The organism is Streptomonospora sediminis, from assembly GCF_054778995.1.
On the sequence record NZ_BAAGYZ010000005.1, the window covers coordinates 14,061 to 38,098 of the forward strand.

At 73.3% G+C, this 24,038-nt stretch carries 20 protein-coding genes; 9 read left to right on the forward strand and 11 right to left on the reverse strand.

Going from position 1 to position 24,038, the window contains the following annotated elements; genetic code table 11:
- Positions 1–337 precede the first annotated feature (337 nt).
- Entirely contained in the window at positions 338–2,542 is a 2,205-nt protein-coding gene (locus ACYVD5_RS00735; protein WP_460998869.1) for a hypothetical protein, read from the forward strand.
- 106 nt (positions 2,543–2,648) lie between these two features.
- On the opposite strand, the gene ACYVD5_RS00740 is transcribed toward ACYVD5_RS00735, so the two are convergent.
- From ACYVD5_RS00740 to ACYVD5_RS00755, 4 genes are all read right to left on the reverse strand, one after another.
- The gene (locus ACYVD5_RS00740; protein ID WP_460998870.1) at positions 2,649–3,572 is read right to left on the reverse strand and encodes an ABC transporter ATP-binding protein; all 924 of its coding nucleotides are present in this window, start codon (positions 3,570–3,572) and stop codon (positions 2,649–2,651) included.
- Positions 3,573–3,699: 127 nt separating this feature from the next.
- Positions 3,700–4,818 (reverse strand): FecCD family ABC transporter permease, encoded by a 1,119-nt coding sequence (locus ACYVD5_RS00745; RefSeq protein WP_460998871.1) that lies wholly within the window; start codon positions 4,816–4,818, stop codon positions 3,700–3,702.
- Positions 4,815–5,945: a FecCD family ABC transporter permease gene (locus tag ACYVD5_RS00750; RefSeq protein ID WP_460998872.1), complete on the reverse strand. Its 1,131-nt coding sequence runs from the start codon at positions 5,943–5,945 to the stop codon at positions 4,815–4,817. The genes ACYVD5_RS00745 and ACYVD5_RS00750 overlap by 4 nt, the downstream gene beginning before the upstream one ends.
- Before the next feature lie 332 nt (positions 5,946–6,277).
- The gene (locus ACYVD5_RS00755) at positions 6,278–8,599 is read right to left on the reverse strand and encodes a molybdopterin-dependent oxidoreductase (RefSeq protein ID WP_460998873.1); all 2,322 of its coding nucleotides are present in this window, start codon (positions 8,597–8,599) and stop codon (positions 6,278–6,280) included.
- Positions 8,600–8,975: 376 nt separating this feature from the next.
- On the opposite strand from ACYVD5_RS00755, the gene ACYVD5_RS00760 reads away from it, so the two are divergent.
- The 7 genes from ACYVD5_RS00760 to ACYVD5_RS00790 all read left to right on the forward strand — a co-directional run bounded on the left by ACYVD5_RS00760 (position 8,976) and on the right by ACYVD5_RS00790 (position 16,257).
- A complete protein-coding gene (locus tag ACYVD5_RS00760) occupies positions 8,976–9,941 on the forward strand; it encodes an HpcH/HpaI aldolase/citrate lyase family protein (RefSeq protein ID WP_460998874.1) in 966 nt (321 codons plus the stop codon).
- Between the two features lie 179 nt (positions 9,942–10,120).
- The gene (locus tag ACYVD5_RS00765; protein ID WP_460998875.1) at positions 10,121–11,074 is read left to right on the forward strand and encodes a bifunctional helix-turn-helix transcriptional regulator/GNAT family N-acetyltransferase; all 954 of its coding nucleotides are present in this window, start codon (positions 10,121–10,123) and stop codon (positions 11,072–11,074) included.
- Between the two features lie 275 nt (positions 11,075–11,349).
- Positions 11,350–11,601, forward strand: coding sequence for a hypothetical protein (locus ACYVD5_RS00770; protein ID WP_460998876.1), 252 nt, complete (start codon positions 11,350–11,352; stop codon positions 11,599–11,601).
- Between the two features lie 129 nt (positions 11,602–11,730).
- A complete protein-coding gene (locus ACYVD5_RS00775) occupies positions 11,731–12,381 on the forward strand; it encodes a hypothetical protein (protein WP_460998877.1) in 651 nt (216 codons plus the stop codon).
- A 92-nt stretch (positions 12,382–12,473) separates the two neighbouring features.
- Entirely contained in the window at positions 12,474–13,181 is a 708-nt protein-coding gene (locus tag ACYVD5_RS00780) for a response regulator transcription factor (RefSeq protein WP_460998878.1), read from the forward strand.
- Positions 13,182–13,230: 49 nt separating this feature from the next.
- Positions 13,231–14,616: a sensor histidine kinase gene (locus ACYVD5_RS00785; protein WP_460999239.1), complete on the forward strand. Its 1,386-nt coding sequence runs from the start codon at positions 13,231–13,233 to the stop codon at positions 14,614–14,616.
- 564 nt (positions 14,617–15,180) lie between these two features.
- Positions 15,181–16,257, forward strand: coding sequence for a DMT family transporter (locus ACYVD5_RS00790; protein WP_460998879.1), 1,077 nt, complete (start codon positions 15,181–15,183; stop codon positions 16,255–16,257).
- An 83-nt stretch (positions 16,258–16,340) separates the two neighbouring features.
- Here ACYVD5_RS00790 and ACYVD5_RS00795 read toward each other — a convergent pair whose 3' ends face one another.
- The 5 genes from ACYVD5_RS00795 to ACYVD5_RS00815 all read right to left on the reverse strand — a co-directional run bounded on the left by ACYVD5_RS00795 (position 16,341) and on the right by ACYVD5_RS00815 (position 21,887).
- The gene (locus ACYVD5_RS00795; RefSeq protein WP_460998880.1) at positions 16,341–17,615 is read right to left on the reverse strand and encodes a glycosyltransferase; all 1,275 of its coding nucleotides are present in this window, start codon (positions 17,613–17,615) and stop codon (positions 16,341–16,343) included.
- A gap of 298 nt (positions 17,616–17,913) precedes the next feature.
- The gene (locus tag ACYVD5_RS00800; RefSeq protein ID WP_460998881.1) at positions 17,914–19,860 is read right to left on the reverse strand and encodes a S1C family serine protease; all 1,947 of its coding nucleotides are present in this window, start codon (positions 19,858–19,860) and stop codon (positions 17,914–17,916) included.
- 324 nt (positions 19,861–20,184) lie between these two features.
- Complete coding sequence (locus ACYVD5_RS00805; protein ID WP_460998882.1) at positions 20,185–21,060, reverse strand: sulfurtransferase; 876 nt, start codon at positions 21,058–21,060, stop codon at positions 20,185–20,187.
- Between the two features lie 52 nt (positions 21,061–21,112).
- Positions 21,113–21,529, reverse strand: a complete 417-nt coding sequence (locus tag ACYVD5_RS00810; RefSeq protein WP_460998883.1) for a hypothetical protein — start codon at positions 21,527–21,529, stop codon at positions 21,113–21,115.
- The gene (locus tag ACYVD5_RS00815; RefSeq protein WP_460998884.1) at positions 21,522–21,887 is read right to left on the reverse strand and encodes a hypothetical protein; all 366 of its coding nucleotides are present in this window, start codon (positions 21,885–21,887) and stop codon (positions 21,522–21,524) included. The genes ACYVD5_RS00810 and ACYVD5_RS00815 overlap by 8 nt, the downstream gene beginning before the upstream one ends.
- Before the next feature lie 241 nt (positions 21,888–22,128).
- On the opposite strand from ACYVD5_RS00815, the gene ACYVD5_RS00820 reads away from it, so the two are divergent.
- A complete protein-coding gene (locus tag ACYVD5_RS00820; protein WP_460998885.1) occupies positions 22,129–22,968 on the forward strand; it encodes an LLM class F420-dependent oxidoreductase in 840 nt (279 codons plus the stop codon).
- 43 nt (positions 22,969–23,011) lie between these two features.
- Here the strand turns inward: ACYVD5_RS00820 and ACYVD5_RS00825 are convergent, their stop codons facing one another.
- Both ACYVD5_RS00825 and ACYVD5_RS00830 read right to left on the reverse strand, forming a co-directional pair.
- Positions 23,012–23,488, reverse strand: coding sequence for a hypothetical protein (locus ACYVD5_RS00825; RefSeq protein WP_460998886.1), 477 nt, complete (start codon positions 23,486–23,488; stop codon positions 23,012–23,014).
- Positions 23,489–23,512: 24 nt separating this feature from the next.
- Positions 23,513–23,959, reverse strand: a complete 447-nt coding sequence (locus tag ACYVD5_RS00830; protein WP_460998887.1) for a hypothetical protein — start codon at positions 23,957–23,959, stop codon at positions 23,513–23,515.
- Between the last annotated feature and the right edge of the window lie 79 nt (positions 23,960–24,038).

Genomic DNA, 24,038 nt, shown 5'->3' on the forward strand with positions numbered 1-24,038 from the left:
CATTTCAGAGCAGTTTGCGGATCGTCGGGTCTCGCCGGTGGAATGTCCGTATCCCTGCACCGATAGGGTCACGCGGGGATCGGCTACCGGCCGCCCTTCCCGGCCCGCCATCGTGCACGATGCATGCCCAGCGGCCGGCCGTGCCGGTGCAGTGGCGTACCCGTGTGTACGGCTGTGCAGCGAAGCCCCTTGCCATGCGCCGCACGCCACCCCGCCATGCGTTCTCTCCGCCGGCGCGACCGGCATGCGCCGCATGCCGGGTCCGCCGGGGAACGCGGGGGCGCGAGTTGCACGCACCAACGCCGCACGTCGGCCTGCGAGAAGAAAGAAGCAGACTATGAGCGCGCAGTACGGGGCCGCGAATGCGCCCCATCCCCCTGAACTGCGACCGCTGGCCGCGATCGATCCCCGCGAGGTCGGCCCCTACACTCTCGCCGGCCGGCTGGACGAGGACGGCTACGGCACCCTCTACGGTGCCTTCGACGCGCACGGCTCGCCGGTGGCCGTCCGGGTCGCCGCTGCGCGGCTCGCCGCCGACACCTGGTTCCGCTTCGATCTCACCCGCCGGATCGCCGCACTGCGCGCCGCCGCGGGCGTGTGCACCCAACCGCTCCTGGCCGCCGGCCCCGATGCCGAACTGCCCTGGATCGCCACCGGTTTCCCGCCCGGACCGACCCTGCGCTCCCAGGTGGAACAGTGCGGAGGGCTGGAACGCGGCGCCGTGTTCGCGCTGGCCACCGGTACCGCCGAGGCGCTCACCACCGTCCACGCCGCCGGCCTGGCATACGGGGCGGTGGCGGCCGGCGGAGTCGTCCTGGCTACGGACGGGCCGCGGGTCATCGGCCTGGGTGCGGTTGCCGGCGCGGGCGGCTCGGCCTTCGCCCCGGCCGAGGACGCCGCTGCCGCAGCGCCCGCCGACGTGTTCTCCTGGGCCTGCCTGGTCGTTTACGCGGCGACCGGGCGCAGCCCCTTCCCCGGCGCCGGTCCCGCCGTCCCCAATGCCGCCGCCGATCAGCCGGGCGCGGGCCGGGGCGCGCCCGATCTCGCCGGGGTCCCCGCCGAGTTGGCCCCGCTGCTCGAACTCGCGCTCTCGGACGATCCCGGATCGCGGCCTAGTGCCGAAAGCGCCTACAGGGGGCTGGTGGCCTTCGCCTCACCCGACGACACCGCGCAGATCGCCACCCGGGACCTGGGTGCGCGGCTGGCCGCGATCTTCACGGAGAGCTGGAGCGGTTTCGGCGCCGGAGCGCAGGGCGGCACCGGCGGCGCACCCTGGACCGCAGCGCAGCCGTCGCCGCCCGCGGCCGGCGGGGGCACCGGGGACGGCACCGCAACCGGTACCGGTCTGCCCGCAACGTCCGGATTCGCCGCCGCCACCGATTCCGTCTCGGCCGTCGAGCCCGCGGCCGCCGAGTCCACCGGTTCCATGCCCGCCGGAACCGAGGCCGCGGTCGGCGCGGGCGGGCCGCCCGCCGCGCCCCCGCCGCGCCGGCCGGGGGCGCCGGCGACCACCGCCGTTGTGGCGTCGAGCATGGCCGCCGTGATCGCGGTGGGTGCCGGCGGCTTCTTCGCCTTCGACACCTTCGCGGGCACGCCCGCTCCCGCGCCCGAACCGTCGCCTTCGCAGGCGCCCTCGTTCGGAACCGCGCAAGACGCCGTCGCCGAAGCGGTCCAGGCCCTGCAGACCGGCGACAACTACCGTGCGGTCGACGAGGCCGGGGACGCGGCCGCGGGAACGGCCGAGCGCCGCGAGTACGTCCTGGCGACGCTGGACGGGCAGCCGCACTTCCAGTCGGTCACGGTGCTCGGCGATCCGGCCGAACCCGACGCCGGCAGCGTCGCCCAGATCTACCGGCCGGAGTCGGACCACCTGATCCAGCGCGACTACGGCGGCAACATGGAAGGCCAGTACGTCGCAGCGCAGACCGCGGTCGACGAGGCGACCGCCTGGCGCAACTCGCGCGCTGCGGTGCTGGCGCCCCTCAAGGGCCTGCAGGATTCCATGGAGGTGGCCGACCGGGTCGAAGGAAAGCTGAACGGTACGCGCGCCCTGCACATCAGCGGAACGTTCGGGTTCGCGGCCCGCGACGGGGCGGGGCAGGAGCAGCGGTACTCCGACGTCCCGTTCGACCTGTGGACCTCGCTGGAGGGCGATCCGCTCCGCCTCGAATACACCGCCGGCGGTACCGGCCACAAGTGGAGCTACTCCGGGCTCGGCGGCCTGGACAGCCGCATCTGCGGCGTGGTCGGGGGCGTACCGGACATCGACCGCGCCTACCTGGTGCCCACGCGCGGCTCCACCGCCTGCGGCGACGTCCGCCCGGTCGTCGAGGAGTACCTGGCGCTCCCGGAGGCCGAGCAGCAGGCGGCGGGCTATGTCGCCGAGATCGGCGAATGGACCTGCCGGCTGCTGCCGGCCCCGGACGGCAATGCCGAGACCCAGAGCTACAGCGCCGACGTCGGAGCCTGCTACCGCGGCCCCATCGGCGCGCCGGAGCGCGTGGACCTGGTGGAGCTGGAGCAGTCGGAGCAGGCCGAGTAGGCCGAGTAGGCGCAGCGGGCCGCGGCCGGAGCAGCCGGCCGCGGCCGCGGAAACACCGCCCGCCTGCGCCGTGCGGCCGTGGAGCGCCGGCCGCCGGCTCACCGGCTCAGGCGCTCTGGCGCTCCTCCGGACCGCTCGCCGCGGCGGCCGTGCCGTTGGTCCCCGGGTCCGCGGTGTACAGGCGCGCGCCTTCGGGGGCGGCCGCAGGGTCCTGGGACTTCGCCCGGCGGGAGATGCGGCCGCCGCGGTCCACCGGAACAACGAGCGGGTTGCCGGTCTCGGGGCAGGGGATGACGCGCACGGGCATGCCGAAGACCTCTTCGACCAGTTCCGCGGTGACGATGTCCATCGGGTTGCCCTCGGCGGCCACCTGGCCGTCCTTCATCACGATCAGGTGCGTGGCGTAGCGGCAGGCGTGGTTGAGGTCGTGCAGGACCGCGACGAGCGTGTAGTCGCGTTCGTGGTGCAGCTCCGCGCACAGGTCCAGGACGTCCATCTGGTGGGCGATGTCCAGGTAGGTGGTCGGCTCGTCGAGCAGCAGCAGCGGCGTCTGCTGGGCCAGCACCATGGCCAGCCATACGCGCTGGCGCTGCCCGCCGGAGAGTTCGTCGACCATGCGCCCGGCGAGGTCCATGGTGCCGGTCGACTCCATGGCCTCGTTGATGACCTTCTCGTCGGCGCGCGACCACTGCTTGAGGAACTTCTGGTGCGGGTAGCGGCCCCGCGCCACCAGGTCGGCGACGGTGATCCCGTCGGGCGCAATCGAGGACTGCGGCAGCAGCCCCAGCCGGCGCGCGACCTCTTTGGACGGGTAGGAGCCGATGAGCCGGCCGTCCAGGTGGACGGCGCCCTGGCTGGGCTTGAGCATCCGCGACAGCGCGCGCAGCAGGGTCGACTTGCCGCACGCGTTGGGTCCGACGATCACCGTGAACGAGTTGTCCGGGATCGAGATCCCGAGGTCGCGCGAGACCACGCTCTGGTCGTAGGCCAGGGTCAGGTTCTCTCCCCGCAGCCGGGACTGTTCGGGCATCGTCTCTCCTCGGTGCGTTGCGTGGCCGGAATCGGGTTGTGCGGCGGCCTGGCGTGCCTGGGCCGGTGCCGGTGACTGCGGGTCGGCCGGTGGGGCGGGTGGGCCGGGTGGCGGTGCGGGCGATCGTTCAGGCATGGCCGGTCCGCCATTCCCGGTACAGCACCCAGACCAGGTAGCTGCCGCCGATGACCGCGGTCACCACGCCCACCGGCAGCTGGGTGGGTGCGAGCGCGCGCTGGGCCAGCAGGTCGGCGCCCGCCAGCAGCAGTGCTCCCATCAGCCCGGCTCCCAGCAGCGCGGTGCCGCCGGTGCGGGCCAGGCGGCGGACGAGCTGCGGTGCGGCCAGGGCGATGAAGGAGATGGGGCCGGATACGGCGATGGCCGCACCGGTGAGTGCGCTGGCCGCGAGCATCGCGGCGACCTGGGTGCCCTGCACGGGCACGCCCAGCCCGCGCGCGCCCTGCTCGCCCATCTCCATCAGGCGCAGCCGCGGCCCCAGGCTGAGGATGGCGGGTATCAGCACGGCCGCGGCAATGGACACCGCGATGACCTCGCCCCAGCCGCGCCCGCTGAGGCTGCCGATCATCCAGATGTTCGCGGTGACCGCCTCGGTGAGTTCGGCGCGGGTCATCAGGTAGTCGCGTACCGCCAGCAGCAGCGCGTTGATACCGATGCCGACCAGGACCAGGCGGTAGCCCTGCACGCCCTGTTTGAAAGCGAGCAGGTAGACGAGGACGGCCGTTGCTAGGCCGCCGGCCATGGCCCCGATGGAGACCTGCACCATGGTCCCGCCGAAAAGCAGGATGGTGGCGACCGCGCCGGTGGAGGCTCCCCCGGTGAACCCGATGATGTCGGGGCTGCCCAGCGGGTTGCGCGAGAGGCTCTGGAACACCGCGCCCGCGATGCCCAGTCCGGCGCCGACCAGCACGGCGACCCAGGCGCGCGGCAGCCGGACGTCGCGGACAAAGAACAGGTCGAGGCGTTCGCCGTGGCTGGCGAGTGCCGACAGCACCCGCGGCAGCGGGATCGGGTACTCGCCCACCGAAAGCGACACGGCGAACACGGCGACGGTGGCGGCGAGCAGCGCGGTGTAGACGGCGGCCACCCGCGGGCGCACCACGAAGCTGATGCGGCCGCCCGCCAGGCGCACGGTCCGCGCGGGCCGCTGGGGCGGCTTGCCGGCGGTACCGGCCGCGGCGCCGCCTGTACCGGGACCCGTGCCGGTACGCGCGGGGGTGAGAGTCATATCCGGGCCATCCTTCTGCGCCGCACGAGATAGATGAACACGGGGGCGCCGACCAGCGAGGTGACGATGCCGACCTCCAGTTCGCCGCCGTCGGTGATGATGCGTCCGGCGGTGTCGGCGAGGGTCAGCAGCACCGCGCCGATCGCGGCGGCGTAGGGCAGCAGCCACCGCTGGTCCGGTCCGGTGAAGGCGCGGGCGACGTGCGGGACGATCAGCCCGACGAACCAGATGGGCCCGGCCGCCGCGGTCGCTCCGCCGCACAGCAGCACGATCGCCACGGCCACCAGCGTGCGGGTGCGGTTCACGTGCGCGCCGAGGGAGGCGGCGAGGTCCTCGCCGAGCGCGATGGCGTTCAGCGCGGGCCCCAGAGTCAGCGCCAGCAAAATCCCGGCGGCGAGGAACGGCCAGATCCGCACGAAGAGCTCCAGGTCGCGGCCGACGAGCGAGCCGACCTGCCAGAAGCGGATCTCGTCGAAGACGAACTCGTTGAGCACCGTGAGCGCGTAGACGAACCCTTGCAGGACCGCCCCCAGCGCGGTCCCGGCGAGCGCGAGGCGGACCGGCGTGGCACCGCTGCGGCCGCGCGACCCCAGCGCGTAGACGAGCAGGGCGGCGATCCCGGCGCCTGCGAACGCGAACCAGACGTAGGCGCCCGCGCTGGTCATACCGAAGACGAAGATCGCGGTGACCACGGCCGCGGCGGCACCGGAGTTGATGCCGAGGATGCCGGGTTCGGCGATGGGGTTGCGGGTGAGGGCCTGCATGAGGGCGCCGGCGAGGCCGAGTGCCGCACCGACGAACACGCCCAGGACCGTGCGCGGCATGCGCAGTTCCCACACGACGCTGGCGTTGTAGCCGCCGTCCGGACCGAGCAGCGCATCGAGGACGGTGCCGATCGGGATGGCCTTGGCGCCGACGGCGATACTGAGCACCGCGCAGCCGAACAGGACACCGAGCAGCACGAGCAGGCCGGTCGCCCGCAGGGTGTGGGTGCGGGCGGTGGCGCTGGTGCGGTGGTCGAGCGCGTGCGCGGCGACGACGGAGTCAGCGGCGTCGGCGGCTGTGCCGGGGCCTGGGCCGGTGCCGTTTCCGGCGCCCGCCGCGGTTGACGGGCGTTCCAGGCTCATCGCGCTCCGCCGGCGGGGGCGGCCGTGCGGCGCGCGTGCAGGGGCAGCACTGTTCCTCCGGGATGGGTTCACGTTCCACTAGAACTTAGTAGAGGCTAACCTATGTCCAAATTCGGGGGAAGTGGGGTGCCGAGGTGAGCGGTGTCTCGGCGGCGCCAGGGCAGCGGCGGCGCCTCTGCGGCCGGTGCGCCGTGCGGTTGCCGCGTGGCGCTGCACGAGCCCTTCTGGCAGTTCCGGCCGCCGAAACCAGCGGCGGGTGCAGAGGCTGCGGCGTCCCCGGCCGGTAGGCGGCCCGCCCGGCCGCAGGCCCCGCGGCCACCGTCCCGCGGCGGCTACTCCAGGGCCACCTTCGGCGGCTCGAACACGCGGACCGGCGGCGGGGTGCCCTCGTAGCGGTCGACCTCGACGAGCACGTGCTGGCCCGTGGTGCCCTGGCTCAGCGACGATGTGTGCGTGTCGGCCGTGAGCACGTTCGGGTTGCCGTGGACACAGGTCGCCACCTGGGGCGCCGACGGGTCGTACCAGGCGCCGGTGGAGAGCTGGACGACGCCGGGCCGCACATCCGTGCTGATCTCGACCCCCGCCAGCAGGCTGCCGCGGTCGTTGCGCACCCGCACCACCGAGCCGTCGGCGATGCGGCGCGCCTGCGCGTCGTCGGGGTGCATGCGCAGCCGCGCCCGCTCGGCGACCTCCAGCGACCGGCTGTAGGCGCCCATGTCCTGCTGACTGTGCAGGCGTCCGCGCGGCTGGTTGGCGATGAGCAGCAGCGGCCACCGGTCCGCCCGTTCGGCGCCGATGCGCTCGGGTGCGGGCAGCCACGCCGGGTGGCCGGGGCAGTCGTCGTAGCCGAACGAGGCGACGGTCTGCGAGAACAGTTCGATCCGCCCGCTGGGCGTGGCCAGCGGATGGGCGTCGGGATCGGCGCGGAAGGCACCGAAGAGGGTGGTGTCCTGGATCCGGTCGGGGATGTCGGTGCCCCCGGCCGTCCAGAAGGCGTCGAAGTCGGGGACGGCCGCGGTGTGGCGTTGGCGCCACTGCTCGTAGATGCGCCGCAACCACTGCGCCGAGGTGCGGCCTTCGGTGAACCCGGCGCGCAGCCCGAGCCGCTCGGCAAGGTCGGCGTAGATGTCGAACTCGTCGCGGGCCCGGCCGTGCGGCGGTACTGCGCGCGGCATGGCGCGCACGCGCAGGTCGCCCTGGCTCGCGCCGATGTCGTCGCGCTCCAGCGAGGTGGTGGAGGGCAGCACGATGTCGGCGTGGCGGGCGGTGGCGGTCCAGTGCGTCTCGACCACCAGCACGGTTTCGGGCCGGCCGAACGCGCGGGTGAGCCGCGGGAGGTTCTGGTGGTGGTGGAAGGGGTTGCCGCCCGACCAGACGACCATCCTGATGTCGGGGTAGGTGCGGCGCCGACCGTCGTAGTCGTAGGTTTCGCCGGGGTGCAGCAGCATGTCGGCGACCTTGGCGACCGGGATGGCGGAGTCGATCGGGTTGAGGCCCTGCAGGAACCGCGGCAGGCCCGAGGGGGTGGACCCGCCGGCGTAGTTGCCCGAGGATCCGTAGCCGGTGCCGAACCCGCCGCCGGGCAGCCCGATCTGGCCCAGGCAGGCGGCCAGCGCGACGCCGCCCCACAGCGGTTGCTCGCCGAACCGGGCGCGCTGCACCGACCAGCCCACGTTGACCAGTGTGCGTCCGGAGGCCATGCGCCGGGCGAGGCCGCGCAGCGTGTCGGCGGGCAGCCCGCACAGCTCTGCGGCCCATTCGGGGGTCTTGGCGACACCGTCGTGCCGGCCCATGACGTAGCGGCGCACGACGTCGGCGCCGACCGTGTAGCGGTCGAGGAAGGCGAAGTCGGCGAGCCCTTCCTCGAACAGGGTGTGGATGAGGGCGAGCTGCACGGCGGTGTCGGTTCCGGGGGCGGCCGGCAGCCACTCGGCGCCCATCTCGTCGATGGTGTCGTCGCGCAACGGGCTGATCGACACGGTGCGCACGCCGTTGGCCGCCGCGGCGCGCATGCCTTCGGCCGCGGTCTGGCGGGCGCGCCCGCCGGAGGTGTTCCAGGAGTTGGACAGCCGCAGCCCGCCGAAGCTCACCACCAGGTCGGTGTGCTGGGCGACCGCCTCCCAGGTCGGTGCGCGTTCGAGCAGGTCGGCGGTGCCGCCCAGGCCCACGATGTGCGGCAGCGCCACTTCCACGCAGGCGTGGCTGTAGGTGTTGCGGGAGCGGGTGTAGCCGCCGATGGTGTTGAGGAAGCGGTGCACCTGGCTCTGCGAGTGGTGGAACCGGCCCGCGCTGGCCCAGCCGTAGGAGCCGCCGTAGATCGCCGCGTTGCCGTGGTGGCGCCGCACCCGGTCGAACTCGGCGGCGAGCAGGTCCAGGGCGCGGTCCCAGTCGAGTTGGACGTACTCGTCGCCGGGGGTTCCGCGCAGGTCGTCGGGGCCGGGGCCGTTCTCCAGCCAGCGCCGCCGTACTGCGGGAGCCGCCACCCGCGTGGGGTGGTGCTGTGCGGCGGGGACGTTGCGGCTGATGGGCGAGGGGTCGGGGTCGCCGGGGCCGGGGCGCACACCGGTGACGCGGTCACCGGTGACGAGGACGTCGTAGGTTCCCCAGTGCGAACTGGTGGGGTGGCTGGTCGTCTGCTCGTCCTGCGGGTTCATCGCATTCTCCCCCCGGAGGGCGCCTTCCTGTTGGTACGGCCGCCTGTGGAGCGGGCCGTGTGCGTGGGCCCGTGTGCACGGGATCGGGCGGGTGCGTCTGCGGCTGGACGCGCGCCGCGAACACTGCTGTCTGATTTGCACTCTATGCACTGCTGCTCGGCACTGCTGGAACCCGGGTCCGGGCAGGCCGTGGCCGGGCCCGGCCGGCCCCGGCACGCCGCGGCTGCGGCGGAGCGCAGGTGAGCGCGGTGCGCCCCGCACCTGTTTGCGAGGATGGGCCGCGGGGCGCCGCCCGCGGCTCCCGCCGGCCGGGCCGGCGCCCGCCCGGTCCCGCATGGCAAGACGCCAGCAGAACCAGACGGCAAGGAGACACTTCATGGGTGCGGTGGAATCGCGGTCGCGCCGCTCGGTGCTGGCGGTGCCGGCCTCCAGCGGCCGGTTCATCGAGAAGGCGCGCGGTCTGGACGTCGACGCCTTCTTCCTCGACCTGGAGGACGCCGTCGCGCCGGCCGAGAAAGCGGCCGCCCGCGCCAACGCCGCCGCCGCGCTCAACGCCGGCGGCTGGGGCGGCAAGGTGCGCACGGTGCGGGTCAACGCGCTGGACACCCCGTGGACCTACCGGGACGTGATCGAGGTCGTCGAGGGCGCAGGCGCCGAACTGGACTGCCTGGTGCTGCCGAAGGTGACCGGACCCGACCACGTGCGCTGGCTGGACACCCTGCTCACCCAGATCGAGGCCGCCAACGGGCTGGCGCCGGGCCGGATCGGGATCGAGGCCCAGATCGAGGACGCCGGCGGGGCGGCGCGCGTGGACGACATCGCGGCGGCGTCGCCGCGGCTGGAGAGCCTGGTCTACGGCCCGGCCGACTTCATGGCCTCCGTCAACATGCGGACCCTGGTGGTCGGGGAACAGCCGCCCGGCTACGACGTGGGCGACGCCTACCACTACGTCCTCATGCGGATCCTGCTGGCCGCCCGCGCCAACGGGCTCCAGGCGATCGACGGCCCCTACCTGCAGATCCGCGACGTTGCGGCGTTCAGCCGCTCGGCGCGGCGCACCGCCGCGCTCGGGTTCGACGGCAAGTGGGTGCTGCATCCGCTGCAGGTCGAGGCGGCCAACGAGGTTTATGCGCCCGGTCAGGAGGACTACGACCACGCCGAGCGGATCCTGGACGCCTACGAGCGCGCCACCAAGGTGGAGCGGCGCGGTGCGGTGATGCTGGGCGAGGAGATGCTCGACGAGGCATCGCGCAAGATGGCGCTGGTGGTCGCGGGCAAGGGCCGGGCGGCCGGAATGCGGCGCAGCCCCGACCCGGAGTCCCAGGGCGGCGGCGACGGCTGAGGGCCGGCCCGGATCCAGAGACCGTGCGGTCGGCGATTGCGCCGGCTGCACGGTCTCCCGGTCCGCTCTTCCGTAGCGGCGGGCACCCCGGTAGGTTGTTTGTCAAAGTCAAACGTTTGCTGCCCGGTGCCGGCGAGGGGCCGCGCCGGAACCGGGCAGCGACCACCCTGGGGGAGGCCATGAGCACACTCGAAGCCGCCACCGGCGTCCCGATCGAGGACGTCTCCGCCATCCGCGCGTTCAACCGGTTCTTCACCCGCCGCGTCGGAGCACTCAAGCCCGGCCTGCTCGACTCCCCCTGGTCGCTGACCGAAGTCCGCATCATGTACGAACTGCGGCACCGCACCCGCGCCGAGGCGCTCGATCTGCGCCGCGAACTCGGCATGGACGCCGGACAGCTCAGCCGGGTCCTGACCAGGCTGCAACGCAACGGCCTGATCGCCCGCTCGCCCTCAGCCGCGGACGGGCGCAGGCAGGTAGTGGAGCTGACCGGGGAGGGCCGGACCGCGGCGGCCACCCTGGACGACCGCGCGAACCAGGAGATCACCGAGCTGGTCGCGCACCTCTCCGCAACGGAGCGGCGCCGGCTGATCAACGCAATGGAGACCGTGCGCGGACTGTTCGGCGGACCCGCAACGCATAGCGGGCCCGCCGGCGCTCCGGAGCTGCGCGCGCCGGAGCCCGGCGACCTGGGCTGGATCGTCGAGCGCCACGGCAAGCTCTATGCCGCCGAGTACGGCTGGGACTCCGCCTTCGAGGCGTGGGTGGCACGTCTCGTCGCCGACCACGGCCGCAGCGCCGATGCGGACGCCGAGCGCATGTGGATCGCCGACCTGGACGGCGCGCGCGCCGGGTGCATTTCCTGCGTCCGCGAAGACCCGCAAACCGCCCGCCTGCGGCTGTTCCTCGTGGAACCCGCTGTGCGCGGCCGCGGTGTCGGCTCGGCCCTCGTGCACCAATGCCTCGGTTTCGCCCGCACGGCCGGCTACCGGCGCATCGTGCTGTCGACCTACTCCGTGCTGTCCGCCGCCCGGCGCATCTACCAGGCGGCCGGATTCCGGCTGGTCGCGGAGGAACCCGAGCACGTCTTCGGTCACGACCTCACGGCCCAGGTCTGGGAGCGGGAGCTTTAGTCGGTCCGGCCCGCAGGCGGCGGGCCACCCGGCACCGATGCCCCTGCAGAAATGCCCAGATTTTACGGCTCAGACGGTCATTTCTGGCGGGTCACCGCCGACCTCCCCCGCCCGCCGGCCCGGCGGTGCGCCCGGTCTACGGTGGGTGCGGCCGTACAGCAAGCGCTTGCGGGCGCTGCTGCGGCCGCTGCTGCGCGGAACGGGCGGCGGCCGCGGTACGTCGGAGTTGATCGCGCCGGCGGTCCATCGCCGGCCAACCGAAGGGAGCAAGCGCAGTGAAGCGGACCGCTTCGAAGGGCTGGTGGATCGCCGTGGGGGTGGCGGTGGGCGCCGGATTGGGCGTGGCGATGGGCAATGTGAGCGTGGGGATCGGGATCGGCATCGCGATCGGCATCGTCTTCGCCATGTCCCCGAGCGGCGGCAAAAGCCGCCGACGCACGAGTGGCGGCGACGGCGGCGGTGGTTACGACGGCGGCGACAGCGGCGACGGTGGCGGCGGCGACGGTGGTGGCGGCGGCGGAGAGTAGAGTCCGCAACCGGGACCGCGTCCCGAGCGCTATGACCCACCCGCCGGCCTGAGCGCTGCGGTCGGCGGCTCCCCGTACCCCCAACCCGATATACACCCGGCACCTCTGCGAAAGGCGGCGACCGCTGCGATGGGCCAACGGCTTGTGGGCATCCTGATCGGCTCGTTCTTCGGCGCCGTGTTCGTCTTCGCCAACGCGCAACCGCCGCTGCCCCAGCCCGCCGCCGACGCGCTGCGCGCCGCGGCGGCGGTCGCCCTGGTGCTCGTCGTCGTGCTGAGTGTGCTGGCCGCCCGGCGCAGCGCTGCCGGTTCCCGCGCCGCATCCGCCGCCAAGTCAGGTGGCGGTGCCAAGCCGGGCGGCAGCGGCGGGGCGGCGGGACGGCCCGGCGAGCCGTCCGGCGACCACCGGCCCGGTCGGCGCCCGGCCATGTACAACCGCAAGTACGCGGCCGTCGTCGCCGCCGAGGCGGTACTGCTCTTCGGCGGTTTCGCCGTGCTGCGCGCTCTGGAGGCCCCGACCCAGGCCAACGTCGCCTGGATCGCGTTCATCGTCGGCCTGCACTTCATCGCGCTGGCCTGGGTCTGGCAGGAGCGCAGCATCGCCGTTCCCGGGATTGCGCTGACCGTCCTGGGCGCAGCGGGCTGCGTGCTGGCCGCCGTGTCCATGGCGGAGCTGGTGCCGATCGTCAGCGGCGTCGCATCCGGCGCGGTCCTGCTCGGATGCGGGGTGGGGGTCACCGCCGGCTCCGTTGCCGCAGCGGGCCGCTCCGGCCGCCGGTAGCGCCCCGGCGCCAAGCCCTGATCTGGACGGACCCGCTTCCGGCTCGTGTTCCTCTTACCGGCGGCTAACCCGGATGCGCGACCATTGCCGGTATGAGCCGAGCCAGCCGCGTGCTTATCGCCGACGACGACCGCGCCATCCGCGACTCCCTGGAACGTGCCCTGGCGCTTGAGGGCTACGAGGTGCGCACGGCCGCCGACGGTGTCGAGGCGCTGGCGGAGGTGCACGGCGATCCCGTGGACCTGCTGATACTCGACGTGATGATGCCCGGCGTCGACGGCTTGGGCGTGTGCCGGGTGCTGCGCAAGGAGGGCGACCGCACCCCGATCCTGATGCTGACCGCGCGGGTCGAAACCCCCGACCGGGTTGCGGGCCTCGACGCCGGCGCCGACGACTACCTGCCCAAGCCCTTTGAGCTCGACGAGCTGTTCGCGCGGCTGCGGGCGCTGCTGCGCCGCGTGTCGCCGATCGACGAGGACGGCGCCGTCGAACCCCCGTTGCAGGTGGGCGACCTGCGCCTGGATCCGGGCGCCCGCCGGGTGTGGCGGGGCGGGCAGGAGGCCGAACTCTCCAAAACCGAGTTCGACCTGCTGGAACTGCTGGTGCGCAACGCCGGCATCGTGCTGGACCACCCGACCATCTACGACCGCATCTGGGGCTACGACTTCGGCCCGGAGTCGAAGAACCTGGCCGTCTACATCAGCTACCTGCGCCGCAAACTGGAACCGCAGGGCGCACCGCCGCTGATCCACACCGTGCGGGGCGTGGGCTACACCATCCGCCCGCAGGGCTCGGGGTGATCGGGTGATCACCAACACGCTGGACAGGCTGTCGGGCCAGGTGCCGCCGATGCGGGACTGGCGGTTGGGCACGCGGTTCGCCGTGTCGTTCGCGCTGGTGGCGGCGGTGGTGATCGCGCTGGTGGGGTCGCTGGCCTACAACACGGCGGCGTACATGATCCGCACCGATGCGCAGAACGAGTTCAAAACCACCGTCAGCAGCCTCCAGGAGGACCTGCGCAGCCCGCAGATGGGCCCGATCAACGGCGACGGCGCACTGGCGGTGCTGCACTCGCAGTCGTTCACCTTCCAGATCCTCACCCCCGACGGCGGCGTCCAGGTGCAGGTCCGCGGCGGTGAGCAGATCCGGTTCCTCCCGGTCACCGGAGCCGACCGCGGCATCGCCGACGAGGCCGAGGCCGGGGTGGTGCACACCCGCGAGGACAGCGCCGACGGCAAGGACTACCGGATCGCGACGGTTTCGCTGGGCAACGGCAACGGCGCCATCCAGATCGGCCAGTACCTCTCCCCCACCGAACGCATGCTGGACCAGCTCGCCGCGCAGATACTGGGTGTGGGCGTGGCGGTGCTGATCGGCGCCGGGGTGGCCGGATGGCTGGTCGGCCGGCGGGTGACCGGGCGCCTGGTGCGGCTGACCGAAACGGCCGAGTACGTCACCGCGACCGGGCGGCTGGACTACCCCGTCCCCGCCGGCGGCCCCGGCAACGGGCAGGCCGGCCGCGACGAGGTCGGCCGGCTGGGCAGCGCCTTCAGCGCGATGCTGGCGCGGCTGGCCGGCTCGAAGGAGGAGCAGCGCCGCCTGGTGCAGAACGCCTCGCACGAGCTGCGCACCCCGCTGACGAGCCTGCGCACCAACGTGAGTGTGATGCGGCGCTTTGAGCAGCTCCCCCCTGAAGGGCGCCGGCAGCTGATCGACGACCTCCAAGGCGAGACCCGCGAACTGACCGACCTGGTCAACGAGCTGGTGGAGCTGGCCACCGAAAGCCGCGAGGACGAACAGACCCAGGAGGTCGAGCTGCGCGGGCTGGCCGAGCGCGTCGCCGAACGCACCCGCCGGCGCACCGGGCGCGAGGTCTCCGTCGACGCCGACGGCACGGTGGTGGACGGCCGGCCGGGGGCGCTGGAACGGGCGCTGTCCAACCCGGTGGAGAACGCGGCCAAGTTCGACCCCGATGGCGAGGCGCCCATCGAGATCGTGGTGCGGGAGGGCCGGGTGGAGGTCCGCGACCGCGGTCCGGGCATCGACGAGGAGGAGTTGGCGCACATTTTCGAGCGGTTCTACCGCGCGACCTCGGCGCGGAGCATGCCCGGGTCGGGGCTGGGGCTGTCGATGGTGCAGGACATCGTGAGTGCCCACGGCGGTGAGGTGCTGGCCTACAACCGGCCCGACGGCGGCTCGGTCGTCGGGTTCCGGCTGCCGCCCCGCACCGCGTGATGGCGCGGCCGGCGCGCTGACCGGCACCGTTGGCCGGTTCCGGCCGCCGGTGCCAGGTGCCCCTGCGGAGCGCCGGTACACCTGAACACCTCGGCACCGGCTCTGCGGTCCCGAGCGCCCGCCGCCGCGCCCGGGAGGCGCGCAACCGCATCCACGGTGGTCACACCACGTTTATCGGATCTTGATCTTTGCTCTAGGAGACTTGCCGGACCCCCAGGAATGCCGGGTGCAGCGCGGTGGACACGCGCGCCGGCGGCGGCGTGCGGCCGCCGATCGGCTCACTCGCGGGCGGGCACCCGCGATGTCCCGGCTCCGGGCACGGCCTGCCAAACTGCTGCGGGGAGCTTGTACAGCCGTCGGCACCCCGCTCGGCCATGCCCGGAAACGGGCGCCCGCCGCCTCCGGACGGCTCCCGCTCCGTCCTGCGGAAACCGCCGGCCGAACCGAAACCGCCACCGTCCGCGCACCCGGAAAACCACCACCGGGACAGCCGCATCCGACCGACGTATCGCCGCGCCCGCCGCACCGGGCGGGCAGCGAGCCAGCAGGAGGACGCAGCCGCATATGACGTTGCCAGTGGTAATCGCCATCGCGGGTGCGCTCGCCGTCGCAGCCGGCGCCGCTTTCCAGGAGAGGTCGGTGGTCGCGGCCCCCAGATTGGGCCAGCTCCGACTGCTCGGCTTCCTGGTGCGCAGCCGCGGCTGGTGCCTGGGCACGGTGCTGACCATCGCGGGTGTCCTCGCGCACATGGTGGCGCTGAGCCACGCCCCGCTCATCGTCATCCAGCCGATCGGCGTCAGCGGGCTGCTGTTCGCGGTGATGCTCTCCGCGTTCTTCCGCAGGCAGCGGATGACCAAGGAGCAGGTCATCGGCTCGCTCGCGGTGACAGCGGCGCTGGCCGGGCTGCTGGCCACCCTGCCCGGCCACACCGGTGCGCCCATCGCCACCCGCATGGAGGCCATCCTCATGCCGGTGGGCTGCGCGAGTGTTATGGGGGTGTTCGCGGTGGCCGCCCGATTCACCGGGCCGGCCACCCGTGCGTGGACCCTGGCGCTGGCCGGCGGGGTCGCCTACGGGGCGACCTCGGCATTCGCCCGCGTCATCGGATCGGCGGCGGTCACCGACGTCCTCGCCCTGGTGCAGCCGCTGACCCTGGTGGCACTGGCGATCGGCATGTCCGGCGCCGTCATCGTGCAGAACGCCTACCGCAGCGGGCATTTCGCGCTCGCCTACGCGACCCTGCTCATCAGCGACCCGCTCGCGGCCGCCGCGATCGGTGTGGTCTTCTTCGACGAACGGATGCCCACCGGCCCGGTCGACGGTTCCATCGCGTCGGGCGCCGCGGTCCTGCTCGTGATCGGCGTGGTCCTGCTGGCGCGGTCCAGCCAGGCCGCGGCCCGATCAGCCACCCAGCCCGCCCAGGCGGCCCAGGCGGCCCCGCAACCGGACGGGGCAAGCGAGCCGGCGCCCGCTGCGGCCCCGGCCCGGGAAGAGGATCCCCCGGCCGCTCCCCGGGCCGAGGAGCAGGCGCCCGACACCCCGCAGGCCGAGCCGCCCGCAGCGGCAGCGGAGGAAAATGAACCCGGCCGGCGCACCGCACCCGGCCGGTACCCCAACCGCGCTGCGCCCGCAGTGGAATGAGCGCCGCGGGCGGTGGCGGCACACCGCAACGGCGGTACCGGCGGCACCGCCGCAATGAAGGCTGCTTCGCGGGCCGGCGGCCGTCACCGCGGAACGCGGAGCCGCGAAACGTCGCGGTAGATCTGCTCGAACCTGGCGAGTGAGGACTCGTGGTCGTGCCGCGACGCGAGCCCGCGGCTGGCCTCGCCCATACGGGCGCGGTCCTCGGGGTTGGCGAGGATCTCGGCGGCGTACTTCGCGAGGTCGGCGGCGCTGCCCGGCTGGTAGAGGTAGCCGTTGCGGCCCGTCTGCACCAGGTGCGGCAGCGCCAGCGCGTCGGCGGCGACGACCGGCAGGCCGCTGGCCATGGCCTCAAGCGTGGCGATGCTCTGCAGCTCGGCGGTGCCGGCGATGGTGAAAACGTCGGCCGCGTGGTACACGTCCGGCAGGTCCGCCTCGGGCACGAAACCCAGCAGGTGCACGCGGTCGGCGACCCCGCACTGCTCGGCGAGGGCTTCCAGGTGGGCGCGTTGCGGTCCGCTGCCGGCCACCACGAGCTGGGCTTCGGGCACGGTCAGGTGCGGCAGTGCTTCGATGAGGTCGCCGATGTTCTTCTCGGCGTCCAACCGCCCGACAAAGGCGAGCGTCGGCCGGTCGGGCACCCCCAGGCGCCGGCGGACCCGCGAGCGTTCGGCGGCGCCGCCCGCAAGCGGTTGGAAGCGGTGCAGGTCGGTGCCGCAGGAGACCGCTTCGACCGGGCGGTGGAACCCCTTGTCCAGCAGCAGTTGGGCCGCTATGCGCGTCGGGGTGGTGAGGTGGTCGGTCCCGGAGGTCACCCGCACGAAGTCCCGCCAGGCGTATCCGCCGATGGCCGACTGCAGAGACGGCGGGCAGCGCAGGTAGGTGAACAGGTTTTCCGGCATGAAGTGGTTGGTGGCCACGGTGGGGATCCCGTGGCGGCGGGCGGCGCGCAGCAGCAGCCGCCCGACGATGAAGTGGTTCTGGATGTGCACGGCGTCGGGGCGCAGCCGGGCGATGAGGCGGTCGATGTGGCCGGGCAGGCCCGCCGGGACCGCAAGCCGCACGGTCTCGTGCACCATCGACGGCATCGAACGCAGCCGGTGCTCGACGACCCCCTCGACCTCGGCGACGTGCGGCGGCCCGTCGGCGGACTGGCACAGCACGTGCACCTCGGCGCCCCGATCGGCGAGGCCCCGCGCCAGGCGGGCGGTGAACAGCGCCGCGCCGTTCACGTCGGGCGGGAACGTGTCGGAGCCGATGAGCACGCGCAGGCGCGCGGGACGTTCGGGGCTGTCCTGCCGGGTGACCCTCTGCGTCCGATGGCGGCTCGGAGGTGCGGAGGAGAAGGTTTCGCCCATGGTCAGGTCTCCAGATCGAGGCGCGGGTGAGCAAGCCGCGCCGCATTGTGGTCGGCTTCTTCCGTTGGCTTCCGTCGGGTTCCGCGGTCGGCATCGTTGCAGCCCCGGAAGGCCGCATGCCCCATGGTCTGGCGAACGATACCCCCGGGCCCCGGAAATACACCGAGTGCGTTGCGAGTGTTGCAGCCCGCTGCGGCGCCCCGCAGCGCCACCGGCAAAAGCATCGGGGCCCGGCGCGCAGCGGTCGCGCGCCGGGCCCCGCTCCCCCTCCGCCGCCGGAACGGCGGACGGCCGGTGCTCAGCCGTTGAGGCTGTCGGAGGACTGCGCCGACAGCGTCACCTCGGTCTCCTCCTCGTTGCCGTCGCGGATGTAGCCGAGCGTGATCGTGTCGCCGGGCTGGTGGGAGCGGATGGCCGCGATGAGCGCGTTGGGGCCGTCGACCGCCTTGCCGTCGACGTGGGTGATCCGGTCGCCGCGCTCCAGCCCGGCCTTTGCCGCCGCACCGCCGTCGTTGGTCTCGACCACGGTGGCGCCCTCCGTGTTGCGCTGGCCGGTGATGGTCGCCTCGATGGCGGCGTAGTCGGCCTGGCCGTCCTCGATGAGCTGCTGGGCGATGGGCTTGGCCTGGTTGATCGGGATGGAGAAGCCCAGGCCGATCGAGCCGGACTGGCTGTTCATGGCGCCGCCCGTCGAGGCGATCGCGGTGTTGACGCCGATCACCTCGCCGCTCATGTTCATCAGCGGCCCGCCGGAGTTGCCGGGGTTGATCGGCGCGTCGGTCTGGATGGCGTTGATGACCGTGGAGGTCTGCAGCTGCTCTTCCTCCTGCTGCTGCGGCTGCTGCTCCTCCGGCAGCCCGAACGGGTTCTGCGGCTGCTGCTGCGGCTGCTCCTCCTGTTGGCTGGCACCGGTGTTGACCGGGCGGTCGACGGCGCTGACCACGCCGCTGGTGACCGTGCCCTGCAGGCCCAGCGGGGAACCGATGGCGACGACGTCGGCACCCACTTCGACCTTGTCTGAGTCGCCGAGCTTGGCGGTGGTCAGGCCGCTCTTGTCCTCGGCCTGGATGACGGCGATGTCGGACACCGGGTCGGAGCCGAGGACCTGCGCCTCGGCCTCGCTGCCGTCGTTGAACGTAACGGTGACCGTGTCGCCTTCGGCAGCCTCGACGACGTGGGCGTTGGTGAGGATCTGGCCGTCGGAGCTGATGACCGCGCCGCTTCCGCCGCCCTGGCCGGCCTGGATCGAGACCACGCTGGGCAGCGCCTGGTCGGCGACGTTGCTGACGTTGCCGGTGGAGACCGACCCTTCCGAATCCCCGGACAGGGCCGATGTGCCGCCTCCGCCGCCCAGCAGGAGGGTGCTGGCGACCGCGGCGGCCGGCCCCACGATCAGGCTGGTGACCAGCGCGGTGGCCGCGGCGACCACCAATACCTTGTTGCGCTGCAAGAACGGCGGCTTGCGCGGTTCGTCGCCGGACGGCATCCCCGGACCCGGTTGGCCGTCGCCGTGCGGGGGCGGCGGGTATCCCCCGCTGCCGGGGCCGCCCGCCCAGCCTCCGGGGGCCCAGCCGCCCGCGGGGTGCGCGCCGGAGGGGTGGGCGCCGGGGTACTGGCCCGGGCCGTGGTGGCCGAAGGGAGCGCCGGGCCGGCCTGGCTGGTTCGGCTGGCCCGGCTGGCCCGGCTGGCCGGCGTGGCCTGCGGCGGCAGCGGCCGCCCACCAGGCCGCGGGCTCGGCTCCGGCCGACCGGTCGTGCGCCGGCCCGTATGGGGCCTGCTGGGCGGCGTGCTCGTGCTGCCCCTGCTCACCGTGCTGTTCCGGCCGGCTCTGCTGTTCCGCCCGGTTGGGCGGACCCTGGTAACCGGGATGGCCGGGCTCGCCGGGGTGGCTGCCGGGGGCGTGCCAACCGCCGGCCTGGGGCTGCTCGGCGGGGTCGGGCGCCGTTCCGGCGGCCTCGTACTGCCAGGGGGTGGCGCCGTCGTCGGGGGTGGTGCCGCTCGCCGGCTCTTCGCCGGAGGCGGCGAACTCATCGGTGGTGGCCGCAGGGTCCGCATCGTCGCGCGGGGCGTCCTGGGGCGGCCGGGCCGTATCGGCCGGCTCGGCGGGCTCGGCGGGCTCGGCCGAGAACGCGGGGTCGGCGCCGGCGCGGGCCGGGTCCGCGGACTGTTCTGCCTGGTACTCCGGGCGGTCGCCGCCGCCCTCGTCCCCGCTGGGGAAGCCCTTGTTCGGGTCGCTGGCGCTCATGTGTTCCTCCGGATACTCGACCTGACTACCGACCACGATCGGGGTCCGAGGTTAAAAGGTGGTGAAACAGCGGAAAGCCTCGGTTTCGAGTCTTGCTTGAGGCACGGGCGCCCGTGCCAACAGCCGCGTTGGGCGGAGCGGGCCGGATGTGCTCCGCTGCCCGCCGACCGCCCGAAACCGGCGCATCGGCGCGCCGCGCACCGTGTATCCGCGCGACGGCCGATCATGGCAGGAGACGCCCGCGGGCCCGCGGGCGCCCCCGGTCCTCTCCGCCGATCAGCCGCGTGGCCGCCCACTGACCCTGGTTCGCAGGCCACGCGGTGTTCATCGGGCCCCGGTGCCGCCGGTGTCCTCGCCGGTCTGCGCGGGCAGCGCGTGGTCGGCCCCCCACGCGCTCCACGAGCCGGGGTAGAGACGGGCACCGGTGTATCCGGCGTGTTCGAGGGCGAGCAGGTTGTGGCAGGCTGTGACCCCCGAACCGCAGTAAGCGGTGATGGTCTCGGCGGAGTCGGCACCCAGCGCGCTGAAGCGCTCGCGCAGCCGCTCGGGCGCGGCAAAACGCCCAGACTCGTCCAGGTTCCCGGCCCAGGCGGCGCTGCGCGCGCCGGGCACGTGACCGGGGCGCGGGTCCGCCGCCGCCGGCGCTGCACCGGTGTAGCGCTCGTAGGCCCGGGCGTCGACGAGCAGGCGGCTCGCGTCGCCGGTTTCGGCACGCACGGCAGCGGTGTCGGCGATCCGCTCGGGCGGCCAGGGCACCGGGGTGCGCGCGCGGCGCACCGGCTCGACCCGGCCCGGCTCCAGCGGTCCGGGCCAAGCGGCGATCCCGCCGTCCAGCAGAGCGGCGGGCGAGCCGAGGGTGCGCAGCATCCACACCAGCCGCGCCGCGGTGGAGCCCCCGCTGTCGTCGTAGGCCACCACCTGCGTGCCGTCGCCGATGCCCAGGGCGGCCAGGGCCGCGGCGAAGTCGCCGGGGTCGGGCAGCGGGTGCCGGCCGCCGGACTCGGTGGCGTCCGCGGCAAGGTCGGTGTCGACATCGGCGAACACCGCGCCGGGCAGGTGGCCCTCAAGGTAGGCCGCGTAGCCGGACCGGCCGTCGAGGTACCAGCGGACGTCGGCCAGCAGCACCTCTTCCCGGTGCCGGGCGACCCACTCGGGCGGGACCACGACGGGCAGGCCGGGCGTGTTCTCGTCGGTTGTCATGGTCGCAAGCTACCCGGGTGGCGCGCGGGTACGCCCGCTCGCCCGAGCCCGGTCAGGCCGGGTTCGCGGCCTGCCGGGACCGGTGGACGTGCCGCAGCCACAGCAGGCCCACCACCGGCAGCACCAGCGGAATGAACAGGTAACCGCTGCCGAAGCGCGACCACACCGTGTCGTCGGGGAAGGCCGCGGGGTCGAACACGCTGACCGCGCCCACCACCAGTACGCCGGCCAACTCCACCGCGCACGAGACCGCCGCGACGCGCAGGGATGCCCGGCTGCCGCCGACCAGGCCGACCGTTGCGACGATGTAGACCACTCCGGCCAGCGCGGAGAGGACATAGGCGAGCGGGGCCTCGCCGAAGCGGGTGAGGATCTGCACAGCGGCGCGAGAGGTCGCCCCGATGGCGAAGATCGCGTAGATGGCGACGAGGACGCGGCCGGGGCCGCTACGGGCGGCGGGGTCAGACACGGGCGGGATCCCAGAGCTGTTCGAGGCGGACCATCATCACGGGCAGGACCAGGCAGGCGAAGGCGATGACGGCGGGGCCCCAGCGGCTGCGTTCGACAAAGCCCCATACGGCGCAGGCGGGCGGGACGAGCACGATGGTCACCAGGTAGCTGATGAAGACCAGTGTTTCGGCGGGGCGTTCGCCCCCGGCCATCAGCACCGAGGACACCACCGCCTGGGCGATCACCAGCAGCCACAGTACGGCCGCGCCAACCAGGTGCGGCACGACCATCGGCTGACCGCGAAACGCCGAGACCAGGCACCAGCCGGCCAAGATCAGCGACGCCACCTGGATGGTGGTGGTCAGCGCCTCGACCATGAGTATCCTCCAACCAGGCCGGTGCGGCGCGATCGGCTCCGCCTGCGCGCTTGGGACGTGTCAGGACGCACCCGGCGCCCCGAATACGACAGACTGTAGTACCGGTTGCCGCGACCCGGGAAACCGGGTGGGCCACCCGTGCGCCGCCCCGCCGTGCCCGTCCCCGCAGACGGCGGCGTGTGCAGCGCGGCACCAGGGGCAGCGGGCGTGCAGCACAGCCACATGACGAGACGGAGCGGGTATGAAGTACGGCATCCTGATGTTCCCGACGCATGACGCGATCGACCCGGCGACCCTGGCGCGCGAGGTCGAGGACCGCGGCTTCGAGTCGCTGCTCTTTCCCGAGCACAGCCACATCCCCGTGAGCCGCAAGTCGCCCTACCCCGGTGGCGGCGAACTGCCGCGCATGTACGTGCACACCTTCGACCCGTTCGTGGGCCTGACCGCGGCCGCCGCGGCGACATCGTCGCTGCGGATCGGCACCGGGGTGTGCCTGGTGACACAGCGCGACCCCATCCACACCGCCAAGGAGGTCGCCAGCCTGGACTTCCTCTCCGGGGGCCGGTTCCTGTTCGGCGTGGGCGCCGGATGGAACCGCGAGGAGATGGCCGATCACGGCACCGACGCGCGCACCCGCATGCGGCGGATGGCCGAGCACGTCAAGGCCATGAAGGAGCTGTGGACCAAGGACGAGGCGGAGTTCCACGGTGAGTTCGTGGACTTCGAGAAGAGCTGGGCCTGGCCCAAGCCCGCGCAGCAACCGCACCCGCCGGTGATCGTCGGCGGCAACGGGCCCACCGCCGAGGAGCGCGTGGTCGACTTCGGCGACGAGTGGATGCCGCAGGGCATCAACCTCGACAACGTCGACGAGTTCAGCGGCCGGGTCACGCGGCTGCAGCAGTTGGCGGCCGACGCCGGGCGCGGCACCATCCCCGTGTCGCTGTACTACGCCGAGCCCGATGAGCGCACCATCGACGCCTACGCCAAGGCCGGTGTGGGCCGCGTGTTCTTCGGCGTGGACTCGGCCGGACGCGACACCGTGCTGCCCCAGCTGGACCGGCTCGCCCAGCTCATCCGCTGAGCCCCCGTCGCCCCGGCCGCGGAGTGCGGTCCGGGAGGGCCGTTCACGACCGCGGGCCCTCCGGCCGGGGCGGTGCCGCAGGCGGCTGACCGGCCCAGCCGGGAGGACCGGGCTGTCCCAGCACCGGACCGGCCTGCGGCCCGCCCGGGCCGTTGGGCCCCCAGGCCGGTCCGCCGGCGGGCTGCGGCGCCGCCTCCCCCGGCCCGACCGCGCCCCGGCCGCCGAAGGCGAGCGCGATCAAGAACAGGATCAGCGCGCCGCAGAAGCAGAGGACCATGCCGGCGTTGATGGCGGTCCCCAAGACCGAGGTGCCTGCAGCCGGGGCCACCGTCACCATCACCGCGAACGAGGCGGACCCCAGCCAGTACAGGACCAGCAGCACGCCTGCGGTGCGGATCAGCCCCCGCTTGCCAGGCGCGCGCCCGGCCAGCGTCAGGGCGAGGACGCCGACGATGACCATCGGGAACTGGATCGCCAACAGGAAGAACGGGTTGTAGAAGAACGAGTCCAGGGCGAACAAGGCAGAACTCCGTGTCGTCGGTACTTAGTCGTTGGTCTGCGCTGGGGGGCCGGGCACTTGCCGGGGACCGCCCGGCACTCCCTGCCACGGGGGCGGGCCCTGCTCCGGCCCGCCCCCGGTGCCGGGAGGACCCGCAGGGGCGTGGGGACCCGAGTGGCCCGCGTGCGCATGCGGGGGACCGGTGCGCACGCGCCGGACCAGGCCCAGGAGCAGCAGCAGGAAGCCCGCGGCGAGCAGCACCTCCAGCAAGCGCTCGCCCAAGAGGACGGGTGTCGGCACCGCAGGCGGCAGTACCTGCAAATACACCAGCACACCGACGAGCAGAAAACCGATGCCGTAGAGCATGATGAGCACAAGTCCGAACGCCGGCAGCAACCGGCGTCCCGGTTGTGCGGGCACAAGCGCTATGAATCCCAGCAGCGGAAGCAGCACGAAGGGTGCGTTCCACAGGATCTGCTCGACGAGTTGCACGGGCTTCCCACTCCTGACGGCGAATATCGTCGCACCAACGTAACGGAAACCGCCTCCGGGCTGCAGTCCGGGGACGCGT